This window comes from Halorientalis brevis (genome assembly GCF_023077655.1).
Genome location: NZ_JALLGV010000003.1, coordinates 87,680 through 113,733 on the forward strand (window position 1 = coordinate 87,680; position 26,054 = coordinate 113,733).

General features: G+C 66.4%; 28 protein-coding genes. 17 read left to right on the forward strand and 11 right to left on the reverse strand.

Annotated elements, in window-relative coordinates:
• Positions 1-31: 31 nt before the first annotated feature.
• On the forward strand, positions 32-691 hold the full coding sequence (locus tag MU553_RS05925; RefSeq protein ID WP_247376696.1) for a helix-turn-helix domain-containing protein: 660 nt from the start codon (positions 32-34) through the stop codon (positions 689-691).
• Here MU553_RS05925 and MU553_RS05930 read toward each other — a convergent pair.
• Together MU553_RS05930 and MU553_RS05935 are read right to left on the reverse strand one after the other, a co-directional pair.
• Complete coding sequence (locus tag MU553_RS05930) at positions 684-1,697, reverse strand: BtrH N-terminal domain-containing protein (RefSeq protein ID WP_247376698.1); 1,014 nt, start codon at positions 1,695-1,697, stop codon at positions 684-686. The two genes, MU553_RS05925 and MU553_RS05930, sit on opposite strands and share 8 nt — an antisense overlap.
• 481 nt (positions 1,698-2,178) lie before the next feature.
• Positions 2,179-3,333: a thiolase family protein gene (locus MU553_RS05935; RefSeq protein WP_247376699.1), complete on the reverse strand. Its 1,155-nt coding sequence runs from the start codon at positions 3,331-3,333 to the stop codon at positions 2,179-2,181.
• A 230-nt stretch (positions 3,334-3,563) separates the two neighbouring features.
• Between MU553_RS05935 and MU553_RS05940 the strand changes: the two genes are divergently transcribed.
• Genes MU553_RS05940 through MU553_RS05950 form a run of 3 tightly spaced genes read left to right on the forward strand, consistent with a single transcriptional unit; the run spans position 3,564 to position 6,725 of the window.
• Positions 3,564-4,928 (forward strand): ATP-binding protein, encoded by a 1,365-nt coding sequence (locus MU553_RS05940; RefSeq protein ID WP_247376701.1) that lies wholly within the window; start codon positions 3,564-3,566, stop codon positions 4,926-4,928.
• 50 nt (positions 4,929-4,978) lie between these two features.
• Positions 4,979-5,803 carry an MBL fold metallo-hydrolase gene (locus MU553_RS05945; protein ID WP_247376703.1) on the forward strand — a complete coding sequence of 275 codons (825 nt, stop codon included), beginning with the start codon at positions 4,979-4,981 and terminating at the stop codon, positions 5,801-5,803.
• 58 nt (positions 5,804-5,861) lie between these two features.
• Positions 5,862-6,725, forward strand: coding sequence for a DMT family transporter (locus tag MU553_RS05950; protein ID WP_247376705.1), 864 nt, complete (start codon positions 5,862-5,864; stop codon positions 6,723-6,725).
• On the opposite strand, the gene MU553_RS05955 is transcribed toward MU553_RS05950, so the two are convergent.
• The 3 genes from MU553_RS05955 to MU553_RS05965 form a co-directional block, all read right to left on the reverse strand.
• Entirely contained in the window at positions 6,722-7,693 is a 972-nt protein-coding gene (locus MU553_RS05955) for a DUF5787 family protein (RefSeq protein ID WP_247376706.1), read from the reverse strand. The genes MU553_RS05950 and MU553_RS05955 overlap by 4 nt on opposite strands.
• 48 nt (positions 7,694-7,741) lie before the next feature.
• Positions 7,742-9,727: a methyl-accepting chemotaxis protein gene (locus MU553_RS05960; protein ID WP_247376708.1), complete on the reverse strand. Its 1,986-nt coding sequence runs from the start codon at positions 9,725-9,727 to the stop codon at positions 7,742-7,744.
• A 106-nt stretch (positions 9,728-9,833) separates the two neighbouring features.
• Positions 9,834-11,021 (reverse strand): substrate-binding domain-containing protein, encoded by a 1,188-nt coding sequence (locus MU553_RS05965; protein ID WP_247376710.1) that lies wholly within the window; start codon positions 11,019-11,021, stop codon positions 9,834-9,836.
• A 187-nt stretch (positions 11,022-11,208) separates the two neighbouring features.
• Between MU553_RS05965 and MU553_RS05970 the strand changes: the two genes are divergently transcribed.
• The 5 genes from MU553_RS05970 to MU553_RS05990 are packed head-to-tail and all read left to right on the forward strand — an operon-like array spanning position 11,209 to position 14,190.
• The gene (locus MU553_RS05970) at positions 11,209-12,441 is read left to right on the forward strand and encodes a translation initiation factor IF-2 subunit gamma (RefSeq protein ID WP_247376712.1); all 1,233 of its coding nucleotides are present in this window, start codon (positions 11,209-11,211) and stop codon (positions 12,439-12,441) included.
• Between the two features lie 8 nt (positions 12,442-12,449).
• Positions 12,450-12,821, forward strand: coding sequence for a PIN domain-containing protein (locus tag MU553_RS05975; protein ID WP_345893362.1), 372 nt, complete (start codon positions 12,450-12,452; stop codon positions 12,819-12,821).
• A gap of 1 nt (position 12,822) precedes the next feature.
• Positions 12,823-13,392 carry a DNA-directed RNA polymerase gene (locus MU553_RS05980; protein WP_247376715.1) on the forward strand — a complete coding sequence of 190 codons (570 nt, stop codon included), beginning with the start codon at positions 12,823-12,825 and terminating at the stop codon, positions 13,390-13,392.
• The gene (spt4, locus tag MU553_RS05985; RefSeq protein ID WP_345893365.1) at positions 13,392-13,592 is read left to right on the forward strand and encodes a transcription elongation factor subunit Spt4; all 201 of its coding nucleotides are present in this window, start codon (positions 13,392-13,394) and stop codon (positions 13,590-13,592) included. The genes MU553_RS05980 and spt4 overlap by 1 nt, the downstream gene beginning before the upstream one ends.
• 4 nt (positions 13,593-13,596) lie before the next feature.
• Positions 13,597-14,190 carry a GTP-dependent dephospho-CoA kinase family protein gene (locus MU553_RS05990; RefSeq protein ID WP_247376719.1) on the forward strand — a complete coding sequence of 198 codons (594 nt, stop codon included), beginning with the start codon at positions 13,597-13,599 and terminating at the stop codon, positions 14,188-14,190.
• Here the strand turns inward: MU553_RS05990 and MU553_RS05995 are convergent.
• Entirely contained in the window at positions 14,187-14,804 is a 618-nt protein-coding gene (locus tag MU553_RS05995; RefSeq protein ID WP_247376722.1) for a hypothetical protein, read from the reverse strand. The genes MU553_RS05990 and MU553_RS05995 overlap by 4 nt on opposite strands.
• A gap of 211 nt (positions 14,805-15,015) precedes the next feature.
• Here MU553_RS05995 and MU553_RS06000 point away from each other — a divergent pair, with 211 nt between their 5' ends.
• The 6 genes from MU553_RS06000 (at position 15,016) to MU553_RS06025 (ending at position 18,814) form a co-directional block, all read left to right on the forward strand.
• A complete protein-coding gene (locus MU553_RS06000) occupies positions 15,016-15,333 on the forward strand; it encodes a 30S ribosomal protein S24e (protein WP_247376723.1) in 318 nt (105 codons plus the stop codon).
• Position 15,334: 1 nt separating this feature from the next.
• Positions 15,335-15,469 carry a 30S ribosomal protein S27ae gene (locus tag MU553_RS06005; protein ID WP_247376725.1) on the forward strand — a complete coding sequence of 45 codons (135 nt, stop codon included), beginning with the start codon at positions 15,335-15,337 and terminating at the stop codon, positions 15,467-15,469.
• Positions 15,470-15,477: 8 nt separating this feature from the next.
• Positions 15,478-17,127: a bifunctional N(6)-L-threonylcarbamoyladenine synthase/serine/threonine protein kinase gene (locus tag MU553_RS06010; RefSeq protein ID WP_247376727.1), complete on the forward strand. Its 1,650-nt coding sequence runs from the start codon at positions 15,478-15,480 to the stop codon at positions 17,125-17,127.
• Positions 17,128-17,473: 346 nt separating this feature from the next.
• Positions 17,474-17,746: a DUF5808 domain-containing protein gene (locus MU553_RS06015; protein ID WP_247376729.1), complete on the forward strand. Its 273-nt coding sequence runs from the start codon at positions 17,474-17,476 to the stop codon at positions 17,744-17,746.
• 149 nt (positions 17,747-17,895) lie between these two features.
• Complete coding sequence (locus MU553_RS06020) at positions 17,896-18,543, forward strand: non-canonical purine NTP pyrophosphatase (protein WP_247376731.1); 648 nt, start codon at positions 17,896-17,898, stop codon at positions 18,541-18,543.
• Between the two features lie 97 nt (positions 18,544-18,640).
• Positions 18,641-18,814, forward strand: a complete 174-nt coding sequence (locus MU553_RS06025) for a hypothetical protein (protein WP_247376733.1) — start codon at positions 18,641-18,643, stop codon at positions 18,812-18,814.
• A gap of 18 nt (positions 18,815-18,832) precedes the next feature.
• Here MU553_RS06025 and MU553_RS06030 read toward each other — a convergent pair whose 3' ends face one another.
• A complete protein-coding gene (locus MU553_RS06030) occupies positions 18,833-19,318 on the reverse strand; it encodes a DUF7384 family protein (protein WP_247376735.1) in 486 nt (161 codons plus the stop codon).
• A 122-nt stretch (positions 19,319-19,440) separates the two neighbouring features.
• The gene (locus MU553_RS06035) at positions 19,441-20,523 is read right to left on the reverse strand and encodes a putative sulfate/molybdate transporter (protein ID WP_247376737.1); all 1,083 of its coding nucleotides are present in this window, start codon (positions 20,521-20,523) and stop codon (positions 19,441-19,443) included.
• A 179-nt stretch (positions 20,524-20,702) separates the two neighbouring features.
• On the opposite strand from MU553_RS06035, the gene MU553_RS06040 reads away from it, so the two are divergent.
• Complete coding sequence (locus tag MU553_RS06040) at positions 20,703-22,097, forward strand: glycosyltransferase family 2 protein (RefSeq protein WP_247376739.1); 1,395 nt, start codon at positions 20,703-20,705, stop codon at positions 22,095-22,097.
• Positions 22,098-22,245: 148 nt separating this feature from the next.
• On the opposite strand, the gene MU553_RS06045 is transcribed toward MU553_RS06040, so the two are convergent.
• Positions 22,246-22,914 (reverse strand): potassium channel family protein, encoded by a 669-nt coding sequence (locus MU553_RS06045; protein WP_247376742.1) that lies wholly within the window; start codon positions 22,912-22,914, stop codon positions 22,246-22,248.
• A 137-nt stretch (positions 22,915-23,051) separates the two neighbouring features.
• Between MU553_RS06045 and MU553_RS06050 the strand changes: the two genes are divergently transcribed.
• On the forward strand, positions 23,052-23,441 hold the full coding sequence (locus MU553_RS06050; protein WP_247376744.1) for a hypothetical protein: 390 nt from the start codon (positions 23,052-23,054) through the stop codon (positions 23,439-23,441).
• Between the two features lie 22 nt (positions 23,442-23,463).
• Here MU553_RS06050 and aceB read toward each other — a convergent pair whose 3' ends face one another.
• The gene (aceB, locus tag MU553_RS06055) at positions 23,464-24,765 is read right to left on the reverse strand and encodes a malate synthase AceB (RefSeq protein ID WP_247377557.1); all 1,302 of its coding nucleotides are present in this window, start codon (positions 24,763-24,765) and stop codon (positions 23,464-23,466) included.
• Between the two features lie 199 nt (positions 24,766-24,964).
• Positions 24,965-26,035 carry an isocitrate lyase gene (gene aceA / locus MU553_RS06060; RefSeq protein WP_247376746.1) on the reverse strand — a complete coding sequence of 357 codons (1,071 nt, stop codon included), beginning with the start codon at positions 26,033-26,035 and terminating at the stop codon, positions 24,965-24,967.
• Positions 26,036-26,054 lie beyond the last annotated feature (19 nt).

Consider the following 26,054-nt stretch of genomic DNA (forward strand, 5'->3'; position numbering starts at 1 on the left):
AGCAGCGACCGACCGGAGTGGGGACACGCACATGACGATGCGCTATTTCACCTTCTCGCTCATCCCGCTGGAAGAGCGAGATTTCCACCCGATCATCGCGGCACTCAAAGAGCACCCCGACCTTTCGCCGGAGCAGCTGAAGTACATCAGTCTCCGCGAAGACAAGACCGGGATCGTCCTCGTCGGCCTCCGCGGCGACGAGTCCGCAGCCGAATCGGTGTTCGACGAGCATCCCAGCGCGCTCGACTGGGAGCTGATCCCCGGCGACTCGGGCTTTTACGCCTACGTCCACTTCGACGACAGCGACCCCGCCGTCGGGCTCCTGGAACTGCTCGACGAGTACCGTCTCGTACTCGACCTGCCCTTGCAGTTCACCAGCGAGGGGTGGCTCCGCGTCACCGTCATCGGGAGCGACGACAACATCCAGGAAGCGCTCGCCAACGTCCCGGACTCGATCAAGGCCGAAGCGACCGAGATGGGCACGTTCCAGCCGGACGACAGCCGCGCCATCGCCACCCTCACAGAGCGCCAGCGCGAGGTGTTAGAGGCCGCCGTCGAACTCGGTTACTACGAGGTGCCCCGCCAGGCCACCTACGAGGAGATCGCCGACGCGTGCGACTGCACCGTCGGCACCGTCGGCGAACACCTCAACCGCATCGAGGCCCGCATCATCGCCGCGACCGTCACCTGACCGCCGCCAGCAGGTCCTCGAACAGCCGCCGTTCGCGGTCGGCCAACTCCTGAACCGCGTCGGCCGCCTCGGCCAGATACGGAGCCATCGCGTCGGCGTCGTCGCACTCGCTGGCCGTTTTGAGCGTCTCGCCGACCGCCGTCCAGTCGGCGGCGACGTCGGCCATCTCGTCGGCCGCGGCCATCGGAACCGCCGGGACGGCTTCGGCCGCGGCGTCGAGGAACTCGGCGTACATCCGCCGGAAACAGCCGCCACCGGTGCCTCGGCGTTCGACGTTCTGGTAGGCGAACCTGACTGTCCACTGCGGGTCGTCGAAGGCCGTCCACTCGGTGAGTTCGTCGGCGAACGCGCGAATCCCCGCCAGCCCGTGCGTGCCGGGGCCGAGTTCGCGGTCGACCGCCGACGGCGAGAGCATGTATCTGGCCGTCCGGGCGATAGCCGTCGGCGCCGCCTCGGCGAACGTCCTGTTCGGCTTCGGCTCCGTGACGACCAGCGAGCGGGTGGTGTCCGGCAGCATGTACTCGGAGGTCATCGCCGCGCGGAGGCGTGCCAGCGGTAACTCCTGTGGCGTCTCGAACTCGCTGTCGGCGAGCAGCACCGTCTCTTCGGTCTCGTCGTAGCCGATCACCAGCAGCGAGTGGGGAGCGAAGTGGGTGTCCGTCTGATAGTAGTCCAGATAGTAGATGTCGGTGAACACCAGGACCGGGTCGTCCTCGTCGATCCGCGTCCGGAGCGACGCCAGGAAGTCGGCCCAGTCCTGTCCGCTCCGGTGGTCGTGTCCGATGGCGAGTTGCTCGAAGAAGGCGCGTTCGAGCCAGAGCGGGCGACCGAAGAAGGCGCGATGCGGACTCTCCGGCAGCTCGAAGAAGGTGAAGCCGAGGCCGGACGCGAGGCCGAAACAGGTCAGTTCGTCGTATCCCCATCCGTAGTAGTCGGCGAGGTTCCGGAGGGAGGTCGACCCACAGTGGTTGCCCGGCCGGTGCTCGAATCCGTCGACGCGGTGCATACTGGTGGTGGAATGCGGGTCACTATAACCGTGCTGCCGCCTGACAGTCGCCGCTCGCGGTCGTTGAACGTGTGGAAGGGGGAGAGATGGGCATCGCCGGGGACCCGAGCGCCGCGATGGGTCATGAGCGACGACGAGGGTATCCTGGCAGCGCGGCGGAGCGCTGCGGACGTGACGGGTGGTCGTGGACGACGCTCGGATGACGCGTCGGTGATGCTAGTTCGGGGAGTAGGTGAAGCGTCGGTGCGCGAGCGAACACTGCTCGTGTATCCACCTCCAGTGCTATCCACCCGCGCCAGTGCCGTAGTTATGTATCGATTGGGCGTCCCCTCGCGCCGACCCCGCGACCGTAAGACCTGCTTATCGGGCCGAGCGCGGCATACGCAGTTCCTAGCGTAGGGCCCCGGTCACTGGGAGTGCTTCGTTCGGCGCTCTTCGTCGGTGCCGGCGCGTCAGGAGAAAGAGTGCACTGGGTCGCTGCTCAGGGCAGTCGGAACTCGATCGCAGCGCCCTGGCCGAAGCCGACGCATTCGGTGGCGAGGCCGAGTTCGGCGTCGCGCTTGTTCATCTCGTGGATGAGCGTCACGGGCAGGCGAGCACCGGAGGCGCCCAGCGGGTGCCCGATGGCGATGGCGCCGCCGTTGACGTTGAAGATGTCGTCGTCGAAGCCGAGTTCCTGCTGTGAGTAGTAACACTGGGAGGCGAAGGCCTCGTTGAGTTCGACGAGGTCGTAGTCCTCCGGATCACGGCCCGTGCGCTCACAGAGGCCGCGGGTCGCGGGAACCGGGCCGATTCCCATGACGGTCGGGTCGACGCCGGCGACGTTGTTGCCGCCGACCTCGGCGAGGACGTCCAGGTCGTGCTCTTCGGCGAACTCCTTGCTCGTGATCATCGTCGCGGCCGCCCCGTCGGAGACCTGGCTGGCGTTGCCGGGCGTGACGGTCCCGTCCGCTTTGAACACGGTCGGCAGTTCGGCCAGCTTCTCGGCGGTCGTCCCCGGGCGGAGTCCCTCGTCTTCCTCGACGGTGATCTCGTTGCCGTCCTCGTCGTGGCCCTGGATCGGGATGATCTCGTCGTCGAAGCGACCTTCCTCGGTGGCCGCGACGGCGCGCTGCTGGCTGCGAGCGGCGTACTCGTCTTGCTCTTCGCGGGAGATGTCGTACTCCTCGGCGACCTTCTCGGCGGTCATCCCCATGTCCAGCTCCGCGACGTTGTAGTCCTCGTTCATGCTCGGGTGGACGTTCGGGGTGTTCTGGCCCATCTTGACCCGGGACATGCTCTCGACGCCGCCGGCGATGATGCACTCGCGCTGGCCGGCGCGGATTGCGTCACTGGCCGAGATGATCGACTGCGCCGAGGACGCACACCAGCGGTTGACCGTCGTCGCGGGGACGGACTCGCCCAGGTCGGACAGGAGCGCGATGACGCGGGCCATGTTGTTGCCCTGTTCGTCGCGCTGCTGGGCACAGCCCCAGATGAGATCGTCGACGTCCTCGCCGGAGAGACCGGTCTCGGCGAGCATCTCGTTGATCAGTGGAATCGACAGGTCCTCGCTGCGCACGTCCGCGAAGACGCCGTCTTCTTTGCCCTGTGGGGTTCGGTAAGCCTGCACGACAACAGGTGTGTTCTCTGCCATACACACCCAATCAGGGTCCACGATGTTAAATGCCGTAGAACTGGTAACACCTGCACGAACAGTTGTCTCGCCCGTCCGACCTCCCGGTGGGGACGACAACCGCCGCTTTGTGGTTGTTAACTCTGTGAGATGTGTGGTTAACAACTGATGTTCCTGTGTGGGTGGCTGTCTCTCACACCTGCGATCGAGTCCGGGGGGCTTATATCCGTCGCGCGGTAACCGAGTTGGGAATGAGTAACCCGGAGCTGGACGTTGTCGAGTTCCTGCTGACGACAGCAGTGTACAATGGGGACCGCGACTTGGACGAGGACGACCTGCCGCCGGCCTACCGGCAGGTGTTCTGGACGGACGGCCGGATCGAGCGGCCGCTGTCGGCGACCGGCCAGACGGCCGCCGACGCGACTGACGTGGACCGTCCCTGGGACGCCGTGGGGGACCTGATGTTCACCCAGCGCGACGACTTCTCGGGCGACATTGAGTTCACCGACCAGGAGTTGGCCGAGGAGTGGTTCCTCGACCGCGCCGACGAGGATCGCATCCGCGCGAACCCCGCCCTCGCGGCCGCGTACGGCGAGGAGTTCGACGTGAGCCACGAGGCCGCCCGCGAGGTGAACCGACCGGCCCGCGCGGACCGCGCCTGGATCGACAGTCTCCTCGAGGAGTACTTCGACGAGGAGGAAGAAGAGGAGATGCTCGACCTCGTGGACATCCGCGCGCCCGAGGAAGTCGAGATGACCATGGACGACCTCGTGTTGACGCCCGACCAGGAGGGCGAGATCCACAAGATCGTCAAAGCCATCGAACACCGCGATTACCTCGCACAGATCGGTCTCCGAGAGATCGGGAAGCTCCTGTTCGTCGGGCCGCCGGGCACCGGGAAAACGTCCGTCGCCCGCGCGCTGGCGCACGACCTGGAACTCCCGTTCGTCGAGGTGAAGCTCTCGATGATCACCAGCCAGTACCTCGGCGAGACTGCCAAGAACGTCGACAAGTCCTTCGAGGTCGCCCGGCGGCTCGCGCCCTGTATCTTCTTCATGGACGAGTTCGACTTCGTGGCGAAGACCCGCTCCTCGGACGAACACGCGGCGATCAAGCGGGCGGTCAACACGCTCCTGAAGAGCATCGACGACATCAGCCTCATCGACGACGACGTCCTGCTCATCGGCGCGACCAACCACCCCGATCAGTTAGACGCCGCGGCCTGGCGACGCTTCGACGAGATCGTCAACTTCCCCAAGCCCGACCGCAGCATGCGTTCGGACATCCTCCAGGTCGTCACCCGGGACATGGAGATCATCGACTTCGACCCGGACACGCTCGCGGAGATCACCGAGGGCCTCACCGGCAGCGACCTCCGCCTGGTGCTCCGGGAAGCCGTGCTCTCGGCGCTGACCGAGGAGCGCACGACGCTCACCCAGCAGGACCTGGAGGACGCCGTCGCGGACTTCGAGGAACGTGACAACCTCAAGAACCTGGACATGATCGACGGCGACGCCGACGCCCTGGTCGCCGGCGGCGACATCTCCGGTGCGGGCAACGACGAGTCACACGACCACAGTCACGACGGCGAAGCACACGACCACTCACACGACTGAACCACTCTGAGGGGAGGGCTTTTTCTCCACGGGGAATCACTCCGTGAACGATGCAGGTCACGTTGCTGGGAACGGGAGACACGACCGGGACGCCCACGGCAGGCTGTTCCTGTGACACCTGCGAGTACGCTCGCGAGCACGACGTCGAGCGCACGCGCTACTCCGTCCACGTCCACAACGAGCGCACCGGCGAGTCCCTGCTCGTCGACGCCAGCCCGGATTTCCGATACCAGTTCCTCGAACGCGACGTCGACCTCCCGGACGCCGCCGTCATCACCCACATCCACTTCGACCACCTCGACGGCCTCGGCAACGCGTACCGCCTGCTCTCGTCGCTCCCGGTGTACGCCGCCGACGAGACTGACCCCAACACGTCGGAGAGCGTCGCCGACACCGTCGAACGCCGCTTCGACTACCTCGACGCCATCACCGCGCACCCCCAGACGCCGCTGGAGCCGTTCGAGACCTGCGGCTTCGAGGTGACGCTCCTGCCCGTCGACCACCCGCCGCTGGTCTGTTACGGGCTCGTCGTCGAAGACCCCGAGACGGGCGCGAAACTCTCGCTGTCCGGCGACACGAGCTTCGGCATTCCCGAGTCCTCCCGCGAGCGCCTGCGAGGCGCCGACCTCCTGCTCGCCGACGGGATCGTCCCCGCCCACATGTCCGAACACCACCCCTACGGCGGGAAACACGAGGACGACTCGGGGGTGCCGCGCACCTTCGGCACCAAACACATGACCATCGAGGGTGCGAAATCCCTCGGCGAGGAACTGAACGCCGCCGACACGCGGGTCGTCCACGTCTCGCACTACGTCCCCGCCGACGAGGCGTTCGAGGACCCGCTGGCCGTCGACGGCGAGCGCTACGAGTTGTGACGCAACTGCTGAACGAGTGCGGGACACTGAAGACAGCGGCACGCTCGCAGTCGGATAGATGACACTCGTCGACCTCTGGGTCGCCGTCGCGCTCGCCGGCGCCGTCGTCCAGGCGGGCTACGAGACGCTTCAGAAGCACCTGACCGCCGACGTCGACGCGCTCCGGCTGAGCTACGTCACGTCGATCCTCGGTAGTCTGCTCCTGTTTCCGGTCGCACTCTGGGTGCTCTCTACGCAGCCCGTCTCGGTAACCCTCACCGTCGTCGCCGGGACGCTCGTCGCCGGCGTCGCGAACGTCCTCGCGCTGTACGCGTTTCTCACTGCACTGACGCAGGCGGACCTCTCGGTCGTCTCGCCGCTTCGGCAGTCGACGCCGCTGCTGGTCGCCGTGCTGGAACCGCTGGTGCTGGCCACTGCGTTCGGCCCCAGCGTTATCCTGGGCGCCTTCGCCGCCACCCTGGGCGGGTACGTCATTCTCGCCGATGAATCGCTTTCCTCGCCGCTGGCCCGGGTCACCGAACCGGGGCCGCTGCTGGCACTCGGGACGGCCGGGCTGTACGCCGTCGCCTCCGTCGCCGCCCGCTTCGTCGTGGTCCGGGTGCCGTCGCTGCTGTTCACGTTCTTGCTCTACGTCCAGATGGCGCTGGCCTTCGGGGTCCTGCTGAGACGCCGTGACGGCACCCTGCCGACGCGCGCGCTCGGCCAGCGGCGCTTTCTCGCGCTCGGGGCGATGACCACGCTCCGGAGCGTCCTCATCTTCGCCGCGTTCGCGCTGGTCGCGGCCGCCAAGGCGACGGTCGTCCTCCGGGTGTCACTGGTGCTCACGGTGCTCGCTGGCGGGGCGCTGTTCGGGGAACAAGGAGTGGGGCGCCGTCTCGTCGGCGCTGGGTTGGTGATGGTCGGCGTCTGGCTGGCGCTCTAATCCAGAAACCGGTCCAGCCCGGACTGGCGCCGCTGGCGGCCCTCGGGATCTGGGTCCCAGGGCTGTCGTCGGTCCCGCTCGGCAACCAGGTCCACGTCGGGCGCTTCGGCCGCCGCGAACCCCGCACAGTCGGGGCCGCACTCGCTCGCCGCGTCGACGAGCCGGCCCTTCCACCGACAGAACGGCAGACACGCGGTGCCGAACCGCTCGCCGGCCTCGCTCTCGGCACACGCGGGCAACTCGTAGGTCCGCCAGCCTTTCCCGTAGGCGCGCTCGGCCACCCGACGGCGGTACCGGGCCTTCTCGGCGGCGCTGACGACTTCGACGTCAGTCCGCGCGGTCCGCTCCTCGACGATGTCGATACCGGGTTCGTCGGGGGAGAGCGGCGTCGGCTCGCGGAGCACCTCCCGGTCGCCGCTCTCGGGATCGAACCGCCAGACGCCGACTTCCTCGGGGATGCGGTTCAGGTGTGCGCCGGTGACGTACGACTCCGTGGCGAGGACGACCGCGTCGAGCAGACCGAGGCTCACGTCCTTCTGGAGCTGGGTCTGGAGATCGCCCGGCCGGGCGAGGTCCGGCTTGTTCTCGACGCCGACGAGGCGGCCGAACCAGTCCTCGGGGTACCGTGCCGTCTGGCGGACGTACGTTCGGCCGCGGCGGCGTTCGCGCTCGAAGAAGCCGAGGTCCACCGCCCGCTCGACGATCGACTCGGCGTGGTCGGGATGGCGGTCGAACGCGTCTTTCCAGTAGCGGAAGCGACCGGTGCCCACGTCGCTCTCGATCGCGGGGGTCGGAATCCGATCGGGCGTGATCGCTGCGCGCTCGGCGAATTTCGGGCCGGGGTCGACCAGGACGAGGTCCATGATGCGCCGGCCGCGGACTGCGGTGCCGAGCTGGCGGCTCACGATGGCCTCGCCGTCCGCTTCGAGGTGGGCCGCCAGGGCGAGTTCGAAGGCGAACTCCTGCACGGGCGAGACCAGGGACGGTGCGCGCAAAAGTCTCGCGCTCCGGGCGGGTTACTCGGCGCCCTCGTCCGCGAGCTCCTCCATTCCCTCTTCGATGGTCTGGGCCTGGGCGAACTGCGACTGGGCCGCGTCGGCGATGTCCTCGATCTCGTCGGCGACGTCCTGGGCCTGCGTGGCCGTCTGGTCGATCATGGCGGCGACCTCTTCGGTGCTCGACGCCTGGTCGTCGGTCGCGTCGGCGACCTCCTCGATCCCCTCGGCCGTCTCCTGGGCGGCGGCGACGACCTCGTCGAGTTTCGACAGGATCGCCTCGACGCGCTCGACGCCGTCGCCGATGCGCTGGCCCGTGTTCTGCAGGCTCTCGGCCGTGTCCGCGGTGTCGGCCTGGACGCTCTCGACGAGCGCTTCGATCTCGGCGGCCTGTGCCTGTGACTCCTCGGCGAGTTGCTTGACCTCGTCGGCGACGACGGCGAAGCCTTCCCCGGCTTCTCCGGCGCGGGCGGCCTCGATGGAGGCGTTCAGCGCCAGGATGTTCGTCTGGTCGGCGATGTCGTCGATGATGTCGACGATGTCGCCGATCTCCGCGACGGCGTCCTGCAGGTTCTCGACCTTGTCGAGCATTCCCTGGCGGTCCGCGTCGAGTCGGGTCATCAGCTCGCGGGCCTCGTCGGCGGATTCACGGCCGTCGTCGGCGAGAGACGCGGCGTCACGGCTCGTCTCGCGGACCTGCTCAGCGCTGGCGGCGACCTCCTCGATCGAGGCGCTCATGTTCGAGACCTCGCTGGCCACCTGTTCGACGTCGTCGCGCTGCTGGTCGGCGAGGTCGGCGATCTCGTCGCTCCCGTCGGCGACGGCGGCCGTGGCGTCGCGCAACTCCGCGATCGCCGCTTTCATCTCCGCCGCCGTCTCCTGGCGTCGTTCGAGCTCTTCTTCCTGCTGGCGCAGATCCGTGATGTCCTGGATCACGGTGGTCCCCCCGACGAGGGCGCCGTGGTCGTCGTACAGCGGGACGCTCGACAGGACGACGTTTCGCCGCTCGTCGTGGTGGGTCAGCAGTTCCAACTCCTGCTCGCGGACCGGGTCTTCGCTCTCCAGAACCACTTCGAGCATCGTCGTTTTCGTGTCGTGGGTCTCGTCGGTTCGATACACTTCCCACAGTGGCATCTCCCGGGCTTCCGCCTCGGTGACGCCCGTCAGCTCCTCCATCGCCTCGTTGAACAGGAGAATCTCGGCCTCCCGGTCGAGCACGATGACCGGCTGGAGGAGTTCCTCCAGGGCGTCGACCCAGATCTGCTCGCCCGACTGGAGGTACGCGTCCATCGCGATCTGCATGTCGACGTTCGTGATCCGCAGGAACGACTGGAGCTGGTCGCGCGTCCGCTCGAGGGCGGCCGCGTCGTCGTCCGAGTCGCCGAGCTCGGCTTCCAGCCGGTCGAACAGTTCACCGACGATCTGCTCGTGGTAGTGCTGGTACATGCCGATGTAGTGTTTCGGCGGCATGTCCAGGCGCTCGTGGAGCTTCCCGATGACCGCCCGCTGCTTGAAGTACTCCCGCCCGTAGCCGGCGGTCCCACCTGGCCTGTACGGATGGTCACCCAGGCTCAGCAGGTACCGGCGCTGGGTCCACTTGAGCTGCTCGACCGACCGGTCCGAGCGGTCGAGCACGTCGAGCGTCTGTTCGTACTGGCCCAGGTGATCGTAGAAGTGGTCGGCGAGATCGTCGGCGACGTCCTCGAACAGGGGCGTCAGCTCCGCCAGCCGCTCTGCGTCGCCGTCGTCGAAGCCGACGAACTCCTTTCGCCAGTCCATCTCCGCGACGTCGAGACCGAGCGCCGACAGCAACTGCTCGTCGTCGACCCCTGCTCGCAGCCCGATCTCGTCCAGCGACGCCGGCCCGTCCTCCGACCCCGGGATCTGGCCACCGTCCGGTACTGGCGTCACGGTTCCGGCTCCCTCGTCGCGACGGCTCTCCGCCCGTGGCTCCGCGGCGCCTCGCAAGCGGGCGAGCGTCGACTTGATTTTATCACGATAGTTCATTGTTGAAATATAGTCGAGTATATGACAATATGGTCGCATAATGGTGTGTGGTGGCACGTATATCTACCGACAGAGTCACGCTGCGAAAATCGGTGGCGCTGGGCCGTCAGTTCCGACTCGGCAGGCGTCGGCGCTGAGTCGCTCTCCGGTTCTCGGGGAGCGTGAGGTAGTGGTTGTCGGCGACGAACGTATCCTGTCCGAACTCCGAGAGGACCATGTCGAGGAAGGCGGCCTCTTTCTTGGACGTGTCCTTCCACGTGTAGCAGTGGAGGTCGCGACTGAGCGGGTACTCCTTGGCCCCGAGGTTCTCGCCGTACTCGTAGGTCGTGCCGTCGAGTTCGAGGGCGACCGGCGGGACTGGGCCGTCGGGTTCGACGAACGCGAGCGCGAGGTAAGCGATGGCGTTGTCGGACTGTTCGACGAGTTGCTTGACCTGCTGGTTCATCTCCTTCCTGACGTCGGGTTCGATGGGTGCCTCGGGATCGCCGTAGAGGTTCGCGCGGAACGCGGTGTCGGTCCCGGAGCCTTCGGCGCGGGCGATGGCCTGGATCTCCCTGTCCGGGCCGCCGAGTTCGCTCCAGTTGGTGATCTCCTTCGTGTAGATCTTCTTCAGTTCGTCGCCGGTGAGCTTCGTGACGCCGGCGTCGTAGATCTCGCGGGAGACGACGATCGGCTGGCCGTCGACGGCGACGACGTGATCGACGAACGAATCCAGCGTGGACTGATCGGCGTCGGGGAGTTCGGCCGCGACGGGCGCCGAGGAGTTCCCGATGTCGACGCGGCCTTTCTGGACGCTCTTGACGCCTCTCTCGGAGTGGCTCAACCCCACGTTGACGACGTACGGCGGCGTCGAGCGCTCGCCGGTCGGTTCGAAACCATTCTTTCCGGCCCAGTAGTCGGCGAGGTTCTCGTCGGTCTCGATGCCGTACTCGGCGTGAGGCCAGTATTCTCGGTCGTCAGCGGGCACGTTCGAATTCCAGTAGGATGCCGCTTTGTTCGCGATCGGGTAGATCGTGGAGGACCCGTCCGCCGTGAGCGGGGGGATCGACTCGGTGGGTTCTTCTTCCGTCGTCTCCGCCTCGGTGGTCTCTTCGACCTCGGTCTCCGTTGCGGTTGGTGCGTCTGTGCTCTCGGGGGCCGTCGCGGTGGCAGTTGGCTCGTCCGTTGCTGTCGTGCTGTTCGGTTCGGCCGTGCCGGGCGCACGGTCTTGAACACAGCCGGCGATGCCGGTCAGGGCGGCCGCGAGTCCCGTCGCGCGCAGGAACTCGCGCCGATTTGGAGGTGAATCGGACATCAGCAGTGAGGTTTTCAGCGCTGTCATTTCGTCTTGTTGATTTCTCTGCACGTCAGGCCGACTGTCCGGGTGACGACAGCACTGACAGACGCCGTGGCGGGGCAGGTGCGACCGTTGTCACTGCGGAAGGGAGAACAGCAACTTTATCACCCGCAGGCGGCGAAGACACGATAAGATTACTTCCGAAATGACAGACGAACACCGACAACCGGAGGTGAACATCGGACTCGTCGGCCACGTCGATCACGGCAAGACGACGCTGGTGCAGGCCCTCTCGGGGGAGTGGACCGACCAGCACTCCGAGGAGATGAAGCGCGGAATCTCGATCCGCCTCGGCTACGCCGACGCGACGTTCCGGCACTGCCCTGACCTCGACGAACCCGACAAGTACACGGTCGAGGACGAGTGTCCGGACGGCTCGCCGAGCGAACCGCTTCGGACTGTGTCGTTCGTCGACGCACCGGGTCACGAAACGCTCATGGCGACGATGCTCTCGGGCGCCTCGCTGATGGACGGCGCGGTACTGGTCGTCTCGGCCAGCGAACCCGTCCCGCAGGCACAGACCGAAGAGCACCTGATGGCGCTGGACATCATCGGCATCGACAACATCGTCATCGCCCAGAACAAGATCGACCTGGTCGACCGCGAACAGGCCGCCGAGAACTACGAACAGATCAAGGAGTTCGTGTCCGGGACGGTGGCGGAAGACGCCCCGATCATCCCGACGAGCGCCCAGCAGGGCGTCAACATGGACGTACTGATCAACGCCATCGAGGAGGAGATCCCGACGCCCGACCGCGACCCGAGCGAAGATCCGCAGATGCTCGTCGCGCGCAGCTTCGACATCAACCGCCCGGGTACCACGTGGGACTCGCTGATGGGCGGCGTCCTCGGCGGGAGCCTCACGCAGGGCCGCCTCGAGGCTGGCGACGACCTCGAACTCCGTCCCGGCCGCGAGGTCGAGGAAGGCGGCCAGACGGAGTGGCGTCCCGTCGAGACGACCGTCAGGTCGATCCAGGCCGGCGGCGAGGACGTCGAGGAAGCCTCGCCCGGCGGCCTCCTGGGCGTCGGGACGGGACTGGACCCGTCGCTGACGAAAGGCGACGCCCTCGCGGGGCAGGTCGCCGGCCCGCCCGGCACGCTGCCGCCGGTCCACGAGCAGTTCACGATGGACGTGGAACTGCTCGAACGGATCGTCGGCGACGTCGAGGAGGAAGTCGAGGAGATCAGCACCGGCGAACCGCTCATGCTGACGGTCGGCACGGCCACGACGGTCGGATCGGTCACGAGCGCGCGCACCGGCGAATGTGAAGTCGCACTGAAGCGGCCGGTCTGCGCCCAGGACGGCGCCAAGATCGCCATCAACCGCCGGGTCGGTGCGCGCTGGCGGCTGATCGGCGTCGGTACGCTGCGTGGATGACGGTCTGCATGGACACCAGCGCGTTGATGATGCCGGTCGAATGCAACGTGCGGGTGTTCGAGGAACTCGATCGGCTGCTCACCACGGATGACCTCGCCGCACCGCGGGCCGTCGTCGACGAGCTGGCGAAACTCGCAGACGGCAACAACGGTGCGGAGGGGACGGCAGCGAGCGTCGGGCACGACCTGGCGACCGAGCGCTGCCGGATACTCGAGCACGAGGAATCGTACGCCGACGACGCGCTGGTCGAACTCGCCGCCGCAGGCGAGTGTGACTACGTCGTCACGAGAGACCACCCCTTGCGAGACCGCCTCCTCGAACGAGGCGTTCCAGTAATTGGTTTAAGGGGTCAGCACAAACTCGCCATCACTCAACCATAGTATGTACAAACGGGTTAAACTTCGCGACACGGTCGAGGTGCCGCCCGAGCACCTCGCTGACGTAACTCCCGGGCTCGTCAAGCGCCTGCTCCAGGACAAGCTGGAGGGACGCATGGACGAAGACGTCGGGAGCGTCGTCTCGGTTATCGAGGTGCACGACATCGGGGAAGGTGCAGTCCTGCCGAACCAGCCTGGCGTCTACTACGAGGCCGAGTTCGACGCACTCACCTTCGATCCGAAGATGCAGGAGGTCGTCGACGGCGAGATCGTCGAGGTCGTCAACTTCGGTGCCTTCGTGGGTATCGGACCGGTCGACGGTCTGCTCCACGTCAGCCAGATCTCCGACGAGTACCTCGCGTACGACGAGGAGAACCAACAGCTCGCCTCCCGAGACTCGAATCGCACGCTCGGCGTGGGCGACGCAGTGCGGGCGCGCATCGTCACGAAGAGCATCGACGAACGCAACCCCCGCGACTCGAAGATCGGCCTGACGGCGAAACAGGTCGGGCTCGGCAAGCACGGCTGGCTCGACGAGGAGCGCAAAGAGCGCGAGGCGACTGCAGGTGAGTAATCATGGCCGATAGACTCGTCTGCCGTGAGTGTCACCGCGTCCAGTCGTCCGGTGAGGAAGAGGCCTGCGTGGCGTGTGGCTCGTCGTCGCTGACCGAGGACTGGGCCGGCTACGTCATCATCAGCCACCCCGACGAGAGCGAGATCGCCTCGGAGATGCAGGTCACCGAACCGGGCAAGTACGCCCTGAAAGTCCGCTGAGGCCGTGACAGACGACCACTCCAGTGCGGACGGCGACGAGACGGCGGTCGTCGTCGAGCTGCAGGCTGCACTCCGCTCAGAGCTCAAAGAGCCCGTCGGCCCGATCTACACCGACACGGAGGCGCTCCTGGCCGACGCCGCCGAGCCGCTCGTCGCCGTCGGCGACATCGTCACCTACCACCTGATGCAGGCCGATCGGACGCCGGACGTGGCGCTCGTCGACGGCCGGACGAAACGCTCGGCCGTCGACGATCACATCCAGAACGCGATCGACAGCGACGCGTTCGACCGGGAACGACACGTCTCGAATCCGGCAGCGACGCTGTCGGAACCGCTGGTGACTGCGCTGCGTGCGGCACTCGACGGCACAGCGGACGGTACCTCGACGGTGATCGTCGTCGATGGCGAAGAAGATCTGGCTGCGTTGCCGGCCGTCGTCGCCGCGCCGACGGGCGCGAGCGTCGTGTACGGACAGCCCGACGAAGGGATGGTGCTGGTCACCTGTACTGGCGAGTCAGTCGAGCGAATGCGAGACCTCCTCGGTCGCATGGACGGCGACGCGGACCGGTTGTGGTCGCTGCTCGGCGTCGCGGACTAATCCTCGACGAACCAGACGACGAGCCGAACGTGTTCTGAATCGAGTTCCCAGCGGTCGCGGAGTTCCGTGAGCCAGGACCACAGCGTCGGCCAGTCGTAGGTGGCCAGTTCGCGCAGCCGCTTCGGGACGACGCGGTAGACGTAGTCGTCGTACCGGATCGTCTGTTCGGTCGCGAGCGTCTCCACGGTGTCCGCTGGTAGTTCCGTCCAGGCATCGACGTCGCGTTCGACGAGCCGCCCCTGCGGGGTGAACTTCTCGGTGCGACGAACGGCCGCCTCCCACTCTTCCCGGGTGGTGACCGCCGTCAACTCCGGCACCGCGTCCCAGTCGGCGCGTTCGAGTTCGCGCAGCGAGACCCAGGACGCGTCGTCGCTCGAGACGTCCTCGTAGTCGAGCCGGGCAACGCGGCTCATCGAGTCGGGCAGTCCACGGTCGGGGGCGATCGGTTCGAACTTCGCGTCGTTCTCGACGCCGAACAGATACCCGGAGAACGGCGCGCGGCCGCCCATCATCTCCTGGAGGTTGACGAGCGCGCGCCAGCCGTCGCCCTCGAACTGATCGTCCGACCAGTCCACGTGGCGATATTCGACCCAGCCGTGCGTGGTCCTGCCCATCGATACCGGACGTTATCACCCATGATATGTATCAGTTATCCCTGCAGTCGACGCTAACGGGCCGATACCTGCGTGGCATGGCACCAATGCTCAATATTGAAAACCGTGGCTCCCCGGGGGCCTCACGGACGGTGCCGGATCGACTGTCGACGTGTAGCGGTCCCTTCGAAATCCTTTTACTCGTTTCGCGGAGACGTAAGGGCAACGAACCATGGATATCGATATCATCGAGGAAGACGAGAACCCGATGTTGCACCGGACCGACGTCCGGTTCGAGATGGTCCACGAGGACGCAACGCCGTCTCGTCTCTCCGTTCGCGACAGTCTCGCGGCGAAACTGAACAAGGACTCCGACGAGGTCGTCGTCCACGAACTCGACACGAAGTATGGGATGCGCAAGACCGTCGGCTACGCGAAGGTCTACGACTCGCCCGAGGACGCAAAGGACGTCGAGCAGGACCACATGCTCGAGCGCAACAAGATCACGGCCGACGCCGACGAGGCCGAGGAAGAGGCAGAGGAGGCATAAGATGCCCCGCCACGAGTTCTACGACGACGACGGCACCACGGAGAAAGAGCAGTGCCCCCGCTGTGGCGACGCGTTCCTCGCCGACCACGGCGACCGCCTCCACTGCGGTCGGTGCAGCTACACCGAGTGGAAATAGACCCCTAGATGCGCGTTCTCGGTATCGAAGGGACAGCCTGGGCGGCCAGCGCGGCCGTCTACGACGGCGAAGGCGATTCGGAATCCGAGGACGAGTCCGTTTTCATCGAGACCGACGCCTACCAGCCCGAGAGCGGCGGCATTCACCCGCGCGAGGCCGCCGAACACATGGGCGAGCACGTCCCCGAGGTGGTCCAGACTGCACTCGCGCACGCTCGCGACCTCGCGGCCGAGGACCCCACCCACGAGGACGGTGATCCACCGGTCGACTGCGTCACGTTCTCGCGCGGCCCCGGCCTCGGGCCGTGTCTCCGGATCGTCGGCACGGCCGCCCGTTCGGTGGCCCAGCGGTTCGACGTACCCCTCGTGGGCGTCAACCACATGGTCGCCCACCTGGAGATCGGTCGTCACCAGTCGGGCTTTGCCTCGCCGGTCTGTCTGAACGCCAGCGGCGCGAACGCGCACATTCTGGGCTACCGGAACGGTCGCTACCGCGTCCTCGGCGAGACGATGGACACCGGCGTCGGCAACGCCATCGACAAGTTCACCCGCCACGTCGGCTGGTCGCATCCCGGCGGGCCGAAGGTCGAGAACGCCGCCAAAGACGGCGAGTACCTCGACCTCCCGTACGTCGTGAAGGGAATGGACTTCTCCTTTTCGGGCATCATGAGCGCGGCCAAGCAGGCGTACGACCGCGGGGAGGAGATCGAAGACGTCTGTTTCGCCTTACAGGAGAACGTCTTCGCGATGCTGACGGAGGTCGCCGAGCGCGCGCTGTCGCTGACTGGCAGCGACGAACTCGTCCTCGGTGGCGGCGTCGGCCAGAACGAACGGTTGCGAGAGATGCTCGGCGAGATGTGCGCCCAACGTGGCGCCCAGTTCTACGCGCCCGACAACCGGTTCCTGCGGGACAACGCCGGGATGATCGCCGTCCTGGGCGCGAAGATGTACGCGGCCGGCGACACGCTGGCGATCGAGGACTCGCAGATCGATTCGAACTTCCGCCCGGACCAGGTGCCAGTGACGTGGCGGTCGGGCGAATCGGTCTCCCAGCCAGTCACCGACGAGGACGAGGTGCAGGGCGCGGAGGCGACGGTCACCATCGAACCGGATCGGGTCGTCAAACGGCGGGTGCCGCGTTCGTACCGCCATCCTGCGCTCGACGAGCGACTCCGAATCGAACGCACGCGCGAGGAGACGCGGCTCACGAGCGAGGCGCGCCAGCACGGCGTCCCGACGCCGGCCATCTATGACGTCGATCCCCAGGAGGCGACGATCGTCTTCGAGCGCGTCGGCGAGACGGATCTGCGGGGGGCGCTGACCGAGCAGCGGGTTCGCAACGTCGGTCGCCACCTCGCGACGATCCACGAGGCCGGGTTCGTCCACGGCGATCCGACGACGCGGAACGTCCGCGTCGCCGGGCTCGGCAACGACGCCGCGGACGACCGCACGTATCTCATCGACTTCGGACTGGGCTACTACACCGACGACGTCGAGGACTACGCGATGGACCTCCACGTGTTCGCCCAGTCGCTCGCGGGCACGGCCGACGACCCCGAGACGCTGCTGGAGGCCGCCGAGGACGCGTACAGGGCTGTCGGTGACGAGGCGGTGCTCGCGCATCTGCGCGAGGTCGAGGGTCGCGGTCGATATCAGTAGCCCGCCATCTTTTTCCAAGTCGGGTATCCTCGGTCCTACGGGCCTGCGGGACCTCCGGTCCCGCTCTGCTCGCGCGGATACTGGTGATAAGTACAGGTTGTGGAGTGAACACACCAGCATCCGCGCCGCGGAGCGGCGCGGTTCACTCCAGACGAACGAAGTTAGTCTGGAGGGTGTTTTAGTCCACCGGAAGACTCGCGTTGCTCGTCTTCCAAGCTCCCGTTCGCAAGCTCACGGGAACAGGTTTTGCAGACGGGGGTGCCCGCAGGCCTGAGGCCGAGGACACCCCCGTGCTGTAAAAAGTGGGGGACAAACGTTCATTACGCGCCCAATCATAACTGCACACATGGCTGACAAACCGCAGTCCGGAGAGATCTTCGGCGTGCCGTACAACTTCGAGCGACCGTCCATCAAGCGCCTGCTCTCGTCGTACTGGCGGCCGGGCGAAGGGATGCTCGTCGAGAAGCCGTTCGGCATCGGCTATACGCTGAATCTCGCGAACTGGCGGTCCTGGATCGTGGTGGCGGTCGCCGGCGCACTCTTCTGGCAGCAGCGCGGCGGCGACGACGGTGGCAGCGAGACCGAACAGGACGAGCCCGTCGAAGTCATCGTCGACTGATACTGCCGGACAGGATTTTCACAGCCGGTGGCCGCGTAGAAACCGATTGTCGAGGTGTATCTGCCGGGAGATGTCCTGAACGACCCACGAGTCTGTCCGGCAGCACGTGAAGCGACGCCTCTTTTGTCCCGCCACACCGAGCGGGGCGTATGCTCCGGTTCGTCACCACCAACGAGGGGAAACTCCGGGAGGCCCGCGAGTACCTCGGGGCCGACGCCGAGGTCCGACAGCTCGATTTCGACACCACCGAGATCCAGGCCGACGACATCGCGGCCGTCGCCGCCCACAGCGCCCGCCAGGCCTATCGGCACGTCGACGAGCCAGTCATCGTCGAGGATTCCGGACTCTTCGTCGACGCCCTCGACGGGTTCCCCGGGCCGTACTCTGCGTACGCGGAGGACACGCTCGGGATCGAACGCGTCTGGAAGCTCGCCGAGATGGAATCGGACCGGTCGGCGTCGTTCCGGAGCGTCATCGCCTACTGCGACGGCGAGGACTTCGCGGCGACGCCGGAACCGGTGAATCGCGAGCGGAGGGGACAGGACCAGGCGGCCGACGAGCGCGCGACGGCGACGACCGACGACCAGGTCCAGGAGGGCGACCTCCCGGTGAAGATCTTCGAGGGGTACGTCCCAGGCGAACTCGTCGCGCCCCGCGGGGAGGGCGGGTTCGGCTACGACCCCATCTTCGAGCACGACGGAACGACCTTCGCGGAGATGGACGCCGCGGAGAAAAACGCCGTCTCCCACCGCGGGCGAGCGCTGGCGAAGTTCGCGGAGTGGTTCCAGGAGCGCTAGCGACTGGAACTGGACGAGACGCGGTTCGTCCGTGGCCGTCGACTGAGCCTAATCCTTTTGGGCCATCTCTCAAGGGAGACGACGGTGAGCAAGCGATATGGCCACGAGTGAACCGGCTTCGGACAAAGAGGAATCGAAGCAGTTCCTCGTGCAGTGCGAGGACTGCACTCTCGAACAGACGGCCATCGGCCGCGCCGAAATCGAGGCGATCGCTACCGTCCATCAGGAAGACACGGGGCACGCGCTCGTCGCCGTCGAATGGCCGCAGTAGCCCGGGCGAGTACGAAACTCAGTTTCCGCGGGCGTCCTGGTCCGGACCGGGGTACTCACCGCCGACCACTACCTCGTACAGCGACTCGGGATCGAACAACGTCACGAACGCCCGCGGTTCGCGAACGCTGACGTCCATGTGTTTCCGGAGGCTCGCGCCGGCTTGCGCGCTGCCGAGGCGGTCGTCGAACGAGAGCAGGTGGACCGCGTCCCCGTTGTAGGCTGAGGCCAACGCCGGATGGTCGCCCTCGGGCTGGTCGACCGGCTCGCGGAGCGTCTCGACGTGCTCGCGCCAGTCGGCGGCCAGGTTGGGCGTCGAACACTGTGCGATGACCGCCGCGGCGTCGTCGAGGAGCGCGTCGCTGGCGACGAGCGTCACCCAGGAGTGGTCGCGTGCCAGGTCGAGCGCCTCGCGGGCGGGACCGCCGACGAGGAGGTCCGCGGCCAGCACGTCGGCGTCGGCGACGAACCGCGCCGGGTTCGGGTCCGGCGGCGTCTCAGTCATCGCGTCGCTCCGCGAGCGCCTGCTGGATGGTCTCGACGTCGGTTTCGTAGTCGATCGCACGCTCGAACAGTGCCGCCCAGGTCATGGTCGGGAGACGGCCGGGACGGTGGAAAGTCCACCGGTCAGGCGCGCTGTGTGACGAGCCAGTAGGCCAGGCCGCCGAGGAAGGCGACGCCGACGTTGGTCACGACCGCGAGGACGCCGATGGCGCCGACCAACACCGGGTGGTCGGTGTCGGCCGCGACCCGGCCCAGTTGCGCGGCGACGACGAACAGCAGGGCACCGAGCATCGCCAGCGGGAAGCCGAGCCACAGACCCGCGACGAGGGCCGCGCCCAGGTACAGCACGCCGAGGACGACGTTCGCCCCGCCGGTTCGCGCGCCGAAGGCGTACTTGCCGGCGAGCCCGCCGCTGCCGTGACACATGGGGAACCCACCGAGCGGGACGGCCGCGAGTGTCATCGTGCCCATGCTCCGGCAGAGCCGGTCGGCCGACACGTCGGCGTCGAAGAAGTCGCCGAGCAACAGCGACGTGGCGACCGCCGCGTTCCCGACAGTCATCGCGAGCTGCGCGAGCGTTCCCTCGACCGCCCCGACCGTGAACGCGGGGTCGCCCGTCGGAAACACAGTCAGGGTCGGGAGCGAGAGCGCCGGCAGGGGTGCGACGACTAGCGTCCAGAGCGTGCCGACGCCGAGGACGGCCAGGCCGGCGAACCGCCAGTACCCGACGGCAGCGATGACGACGGCGATGGCGCCGCCGGCGACGGCCATCGACGGCCGTCCCATCGAGAGGTCGAGGCCGGCTTCCACGAGCAGGAGCGCGACGGCCAGTTGCACGCCGCGGATCACCGGTTGGCCGACGTAGCGCTCGACGTAGCCGAGCGTCCCGGTCGCACCGACGACCAGGAGAACGGTCCCCGCGAGCAACCCGGCCGCGACGAGTTCGCCGTAGGTGAGCGCACCGGCGATCGCCAGCCCCGCGAGCGCTTTCATCGGCTCGACCGACAGCGGAAGCCCGTACCGGACTCCCCAGACGATCTGGAACAGCCCGAAGAACAGAAAGACGTGTGCGATCGACACCGGAGTGAGCGTCCCGAGTGCGACGACGATCGGCAGGACGGTAACTGAATCACCTAGCGCACCGGTCACCTCGCCGAGGGACAGTTCGAGCCTGCCATCGAAGTCGAAGCGGGACGTGACGGCCACGTTCGTGGGATCGTGACCGTCGGCAATCAATCTTCGCAGTAACTGCGTGCGGTTACTGACTCTCGCCCTCGTAACTGTCTCAGCTGCTGTAACGGTCTCCGTTGCCAAGGAACCACATACTGATGGTATGGATTCCCTAAATCACCAGATACTTGTCTATAACCTATACACTAATGGTCATGGAAGTGGAGACAGCAGAGAGCCAACAGTTCTCGATACGGGAGGGGGTCCGATACCTCGCCGCGACGCTCTGTATCATGGGGCTGTTATACGTGCCGGCGGTTTTCGCGCCGTCGTGGATCCGAGTGTTGACGACCGTGCTGCTCGTTGCGCTCCTCGGACTCACCGGTCGCGCACTGCTCTCGGCAGTGTTAGCGTTCGCGCAGCCAGCGACACCGGAACTCGACCGCCAGGCGGAACTCCCGGACGTCAGCGTCGTCATCCCGGCGTACAACGAGGCCGCGGTCCTTCCGGCCACCATCGACGCCTGTCGGAACCTCGAGTACCCCGCCGAGAAACTGGAGATCGTCCTCTGTTACGAGGCCGACTCCGTCGACGACACCGAAGCCATCTGTAAGGCGGCCGCCGCAGACGACGATCGCTTCGTCGCCGTCGAGCGCGACGAGCCCGGCGGTGGCAAGGCCAAGGCGACCAACTACGCGCTGCAGTACGCCACTGGCGAGATCATCGCCAGCATCGACGCGGATCACCGGTTCAAGCCCGACGCGATCCGCCGCGCCGTCGCCTGGTTCCAGCAGGACGACGACATCTGGTGCGTGAAGGGACGCTGCTACGGGGACAACGCCGAGGACTCGCTGCTGTCGCTGCACGCGACCGTCGAACGCCACATCGCGGAGAAAGGCGATCTGTTCGCGCGCGAAGTGTTCGGCGGCTTCACCATCTTCGGCGGCGGGCAGGCCTTTTTCCGCGCGACACTGTTCGACGAACTCGGCGACTTCGACGAGGACGTGCTGGTCGAGGACATCGACATGTCGTCGAAGATCCACGAGCACGGCAAACGCCTCCACGTGGACCCCTCGATCGTCACCTTCGAGGAGAACCCCGCGACGCTCCAGTCGTGGTGGAGCCAGCGCAAGCGCTGGGCGCGCGGCTGGATGCAGGTCGCGTTCCGGTACCTGACTCGGCTCCCGCGCAGCGAAAACGTCTCCACGATCGCTCGCCTCGACTCGGCATTCACGTTCTTCTACGCGCTCGTTCCGGTGTTCGTCGCCTTTACGATCCCGATACTCGGACTGGAACTGTTCGGCGTCAACACGGACACGTACCTGCCCTACGGCGAGTGGCTGTGGCGACTGCTGGCGGTGACGCCGGCCCTCGCGGTCGGATGCGTGTTCGTTCAGGACTACCGCGACGGGTTCTCCCACGACTGGCGCGAGTACCTCGCGCCGGCGACCCTCTGGTTCTATCTGGCGCTCCAGAGCGTCGTGTACGTCGTCTCGTTCATGGACGAGGTCGTGTTCGGTCGGCCGAGCGTCTACGTGACGACGGCTCGCGTCGACTCGCAGGCCGGCGCGAACAACAGCAACAAGAGCGCAGAGTCACCCTCTGACTGACGGTATGACGGTTGTCTGACGCGATTTTAAGTGGCTTCCTCCCGTCTGCTGGAGTACGGGCGCGCAGCAGACGGCCTCAGTCTCCCATCCTCCCGGCGCGCCCGGACACTGTTGACCCCACCCCACCCTTTCCTATCGTCCGTTCAGGTCACGCAGCCGCGGCTTCGCCGCGCAGTTGCTCTCTGACGCCTGCCAGCGAATCCGGGTGTGCGATGATCGCGACGCTGTCGCCGGCTTCGATTTCCGTCTGCGGGAGCGGAATCGTCATCGGCTCGTTTGCCCGCCCGTGCGCGTAGATGCGGGCGTCGCCCGGGAGTTCGAGGGCGACGACGCGCTCGCCGACGACCGGGGCACCCGCTGGAATCTTCACCGTCGCCGCCGAGAGCCGTTCGGTGATGTCCGCGAGCACGTTGAAATTGCCGCCGAGCAGCGCCGTCTTCGCGCCCGCAGCGCCGAGTCGCTCCGGGTAGACGATCTCGTCGACGTCCTCGGCGTACTTTTCGTAGATCTCCTCGCGATAGTCCTCGTCGATGCGCAACACGGTGCGACAGCCGTGGTGCTTGCCGACCATACACGCGCTGAAGTTGGTGTTGAGGTCGCCCGTGAGCGCCGCGACCGCGTCGGCGTCGCCGAGGCCGGCGTCCGTGAGGTCGTCCTCGTTCGACCCGTCGCCCTCGATAACCTCGAACCCCTCCGCCTTCGCGCGGTCTATTTTGTCGGGGTCGACCTCGACGAGAACCACCTCGTGGCCCTCCGACTTGAGCGTCCGTGCGGTGCGCATCCCGACTCGGCCGAAACCGACGATGACGAACTTCATGGTATGTGGTATGCCATCACACGTAAAAACACTACCCCTGGTGGCATCGATTCCCCGTGGACCGACGAGGCTCCTGCGAGAGCGGTGCTGTGGCCCGACCCGGATGCTTATGGACTGTGGCCGCGTTACTCATACTCATGGCCGCTCGGGATGCGATCCGTGAGGTTCTGTTTCAGCACTCCGACAGCCGGCCCTGTCGCCTCCTCTGGACGGCGCTCGACGACAGTCGGGACGCCCCGCCGCTCGACGTGCAGGACTATCTGGAGGTCCTCGCCGTCACGGACGGGTCGATCTGTCTGGTCGCACCCGAGGACGAGGCCGACCTGTACGTCCGGTGGGACAGCACCGGCGGTAGCTACGTGTACGTCGCGTTCTGGCCGCCGTGGGGCGTCGTCGACGCCGGCACTGCGACGCGCGCCGGGGCCGCGTCGTTGCTCGCCGATCAGGACGGGTTCGAGCCCGTGCACGTCGACGAGACGCCCTTCGCGGCGGACGGACCGGCGGCTGACCTCTCGGGGTGGCTCTGAAAAAAGACGTGTACTGAGTCGCTTAGTTGCCGACTTCCATCGCGCGCTCGACGACGTCCTCGCTGTAGAGTTCCGCGAGGTCGTCGTGCTGGTCCGGACGGTTCTCGTAGACGTCCTGGAACAGGGCGACGGGTGCCATCATCGCCTGGTAGGTCGCTTCGTCCCACATGCGGTCGCTGCTGATGTCGATCTCGACGCCGTCGATGCTGACGGTCGTCGCGCGGGTCATCGCGATCGCGCCCTTGCCGGCTTCCTTCGCTGCCTCGAACTCCTCCATGGAGTCGACGATGTCGTCCATGCTCGGGACGTAGGCCGTGAGGTCGACGAGCTCTTCGACGAGTTCTTCCTCGCTGAGCTGGAGTTCCTCGCTGCCGATCTCGAGTTCGTAGGTGTCGCCCTCTTTCTCGAGTTCGATGCGGTCGCCGTTGTAGACCTGGACGCCGTCTTCCTCGGTGAGTTCGACCGTGCGACCGTCGGCTTCGATGGTCCAGTAGCCGTCCTGCGGCGGGAGCGGGCTCTGGTTGGCCTCGACGACCTGTCCGGGGGTCAGCGACCAGATGCCGAGCATCCCCATCGCGTTGTTGGCGGTGATGCGGTCGTGGTAGCCCTCGACGTCGCGGATGTCGTCGAACGGACCGTCCACGGCGATGCAGCCGGCCGCACTCGCGGCGCGGGAGGTGTTGTGGCGCAGTTCCTTCCACTCGGGGAGCGCGCCGGTCGGCGTGATGGCGCGCATGTCCTTCGTGTAGTCGACTTCACCGTCGACGAGCAGGAACAGACGCTCGAGGTTGTTGTCGGCCTTGCCCATCTCCTCGCGGAGCTTGCCCATGGCCAGTTCCGCGGAGCCGGACTCGATGATGACGCTCATCGCGAGCGAGCCCTCTTCGAGGTCGTACTCGTTCTCGACGATGGTGATGAACTCGTCTGCCTTCTTCCAGTCGTCGATGTCGCCGACTTCCGGGATGACGAACCCGTCGATGTTCTCGACGGCGCCGTTCTCGGGGTCGGCGATCTCGAGCATGTGCTGGAAGCCCTTGTAGCGCGTCTCGGGGCTGTCGCGGTGCCAGACGACGCGGGGGTGGATCTCGCCGGGGAAGTCGTCACCCTTCTCGGCGACGACTTCGGCGATGTTCTCGGCACCCTCGTCGCGCATGTTCGGCGCGGTGGCGTCCTCGTTGTCCGGGACCCACACGTCGGGGGCCTGCATGCCGCGGAGTTCGATGGCGCTCCGCAGCTTCTTCGCGGAGTCGTCTGCACCGCTCTCTGCCGTCGGCGTCGTGAAGAAGGTCCGCACGAACTTTCGGTCGTGCAGACGCTTGTCGATTGCAGTCATTGTAGTCACTCGTAGGGTTTACTCCACCATTATTAAAGGTGACCGAATCCATCCGCGAGCGGCCGCAAAAGCGGCCTACAGTAGTAACTGGGCGTTCGCGCCGCGAAAGAAAAGTCGGTTTACGAGTCACCGGAAGACGCGCTTCGCGCGACTTCCGAGCACCCACTCACTTCGGTCGCGGGAAACCCGATCAGTCGTCGTTCTGCTCGGACTGAATCACTGCGTCGCCTTCGTCGGTGAAGCCGGCGGACTCCTCCTGGCGCTTCTTGGCCTCGGGGTCGAACTTGGCCTCGATGTTCTGGAAGCGCGGGACGAAGGACAGCTGGTGGTGACTCTCGGTCTCGTGGCCCAGGTAGCGGCCTTCGAGGTCCCACTGTGCTTCCTCGTCGTTCTCGGCGATGTTCTTCATGTCCTCGTAGACGGCGTGTGCGCCCGAGTGCAGGGCGTACAGCGTGATGAACTGGTACTTGTAGCCGAGGTCGCCCAGTTCCTGGAACGTGAGCGGGTCTTCTTCCTCGGACCACGCGAAGGAGCTGGAGTAGTTGAACGCCAGCTTCAGGTCGGGGTGGGTCTCGTGGATGGTCTCGGCGTAGTTGACGGCGTCCTCGCGGGACGGGTCGGGCATCTCGGGCCAGACCAGGTCGACGCCGGCGTCGGCGTACATCCGACCGCGCTCGAGGTGCTCTTCCCAGTCACCGTTGGACGAGCCGTACGCGTCCGTCCGGGCGATGATGACCGTGTCCTCGTCCTGCTTCGCGTCGACGGCGGCCTCGAAGCGGGCCTTGGCGTCCTCGCGGGAGACGATCTTCTTGCCTGCGATGTGACCACAGCGCTTCGGCGTGGTCTGGTCCTCGATGTGGACCGCTGCAACGCCGACTTTCTCGTACTCTCGCACTGCGCGGCGGACGTTGTGGATGCCACCGTAGCCGGTGTCACAGTCCGCGATGACGGGGAGTTCCGTCGACTCGACGATGCGCTTTGCGTTCTCGACCATCTCGCGCATGTCGACCATCTCGAGGTCCGGGAAGCCGAACTGGCCCAGCACCGTCGAGTACCCCGACATGTACGCGGCGTCCAGACCGGCCATCTCGGCCAGGCGGGCGTCGAGCGCGTGGTAGAGACCAGGTGCGAAGACGTAGTCCTGGTTGTTCAGCATGTCGCGCAGTTCGCGCGCTTTCTTGTTGTCGACGTCCTTGATGTACGGCTCTGTGCTCTTAACGTTGCTCGCAACGGGGTCTTCCCCTGATGAGTCCTGTGTCATGATTAATGCAGTTGGATAC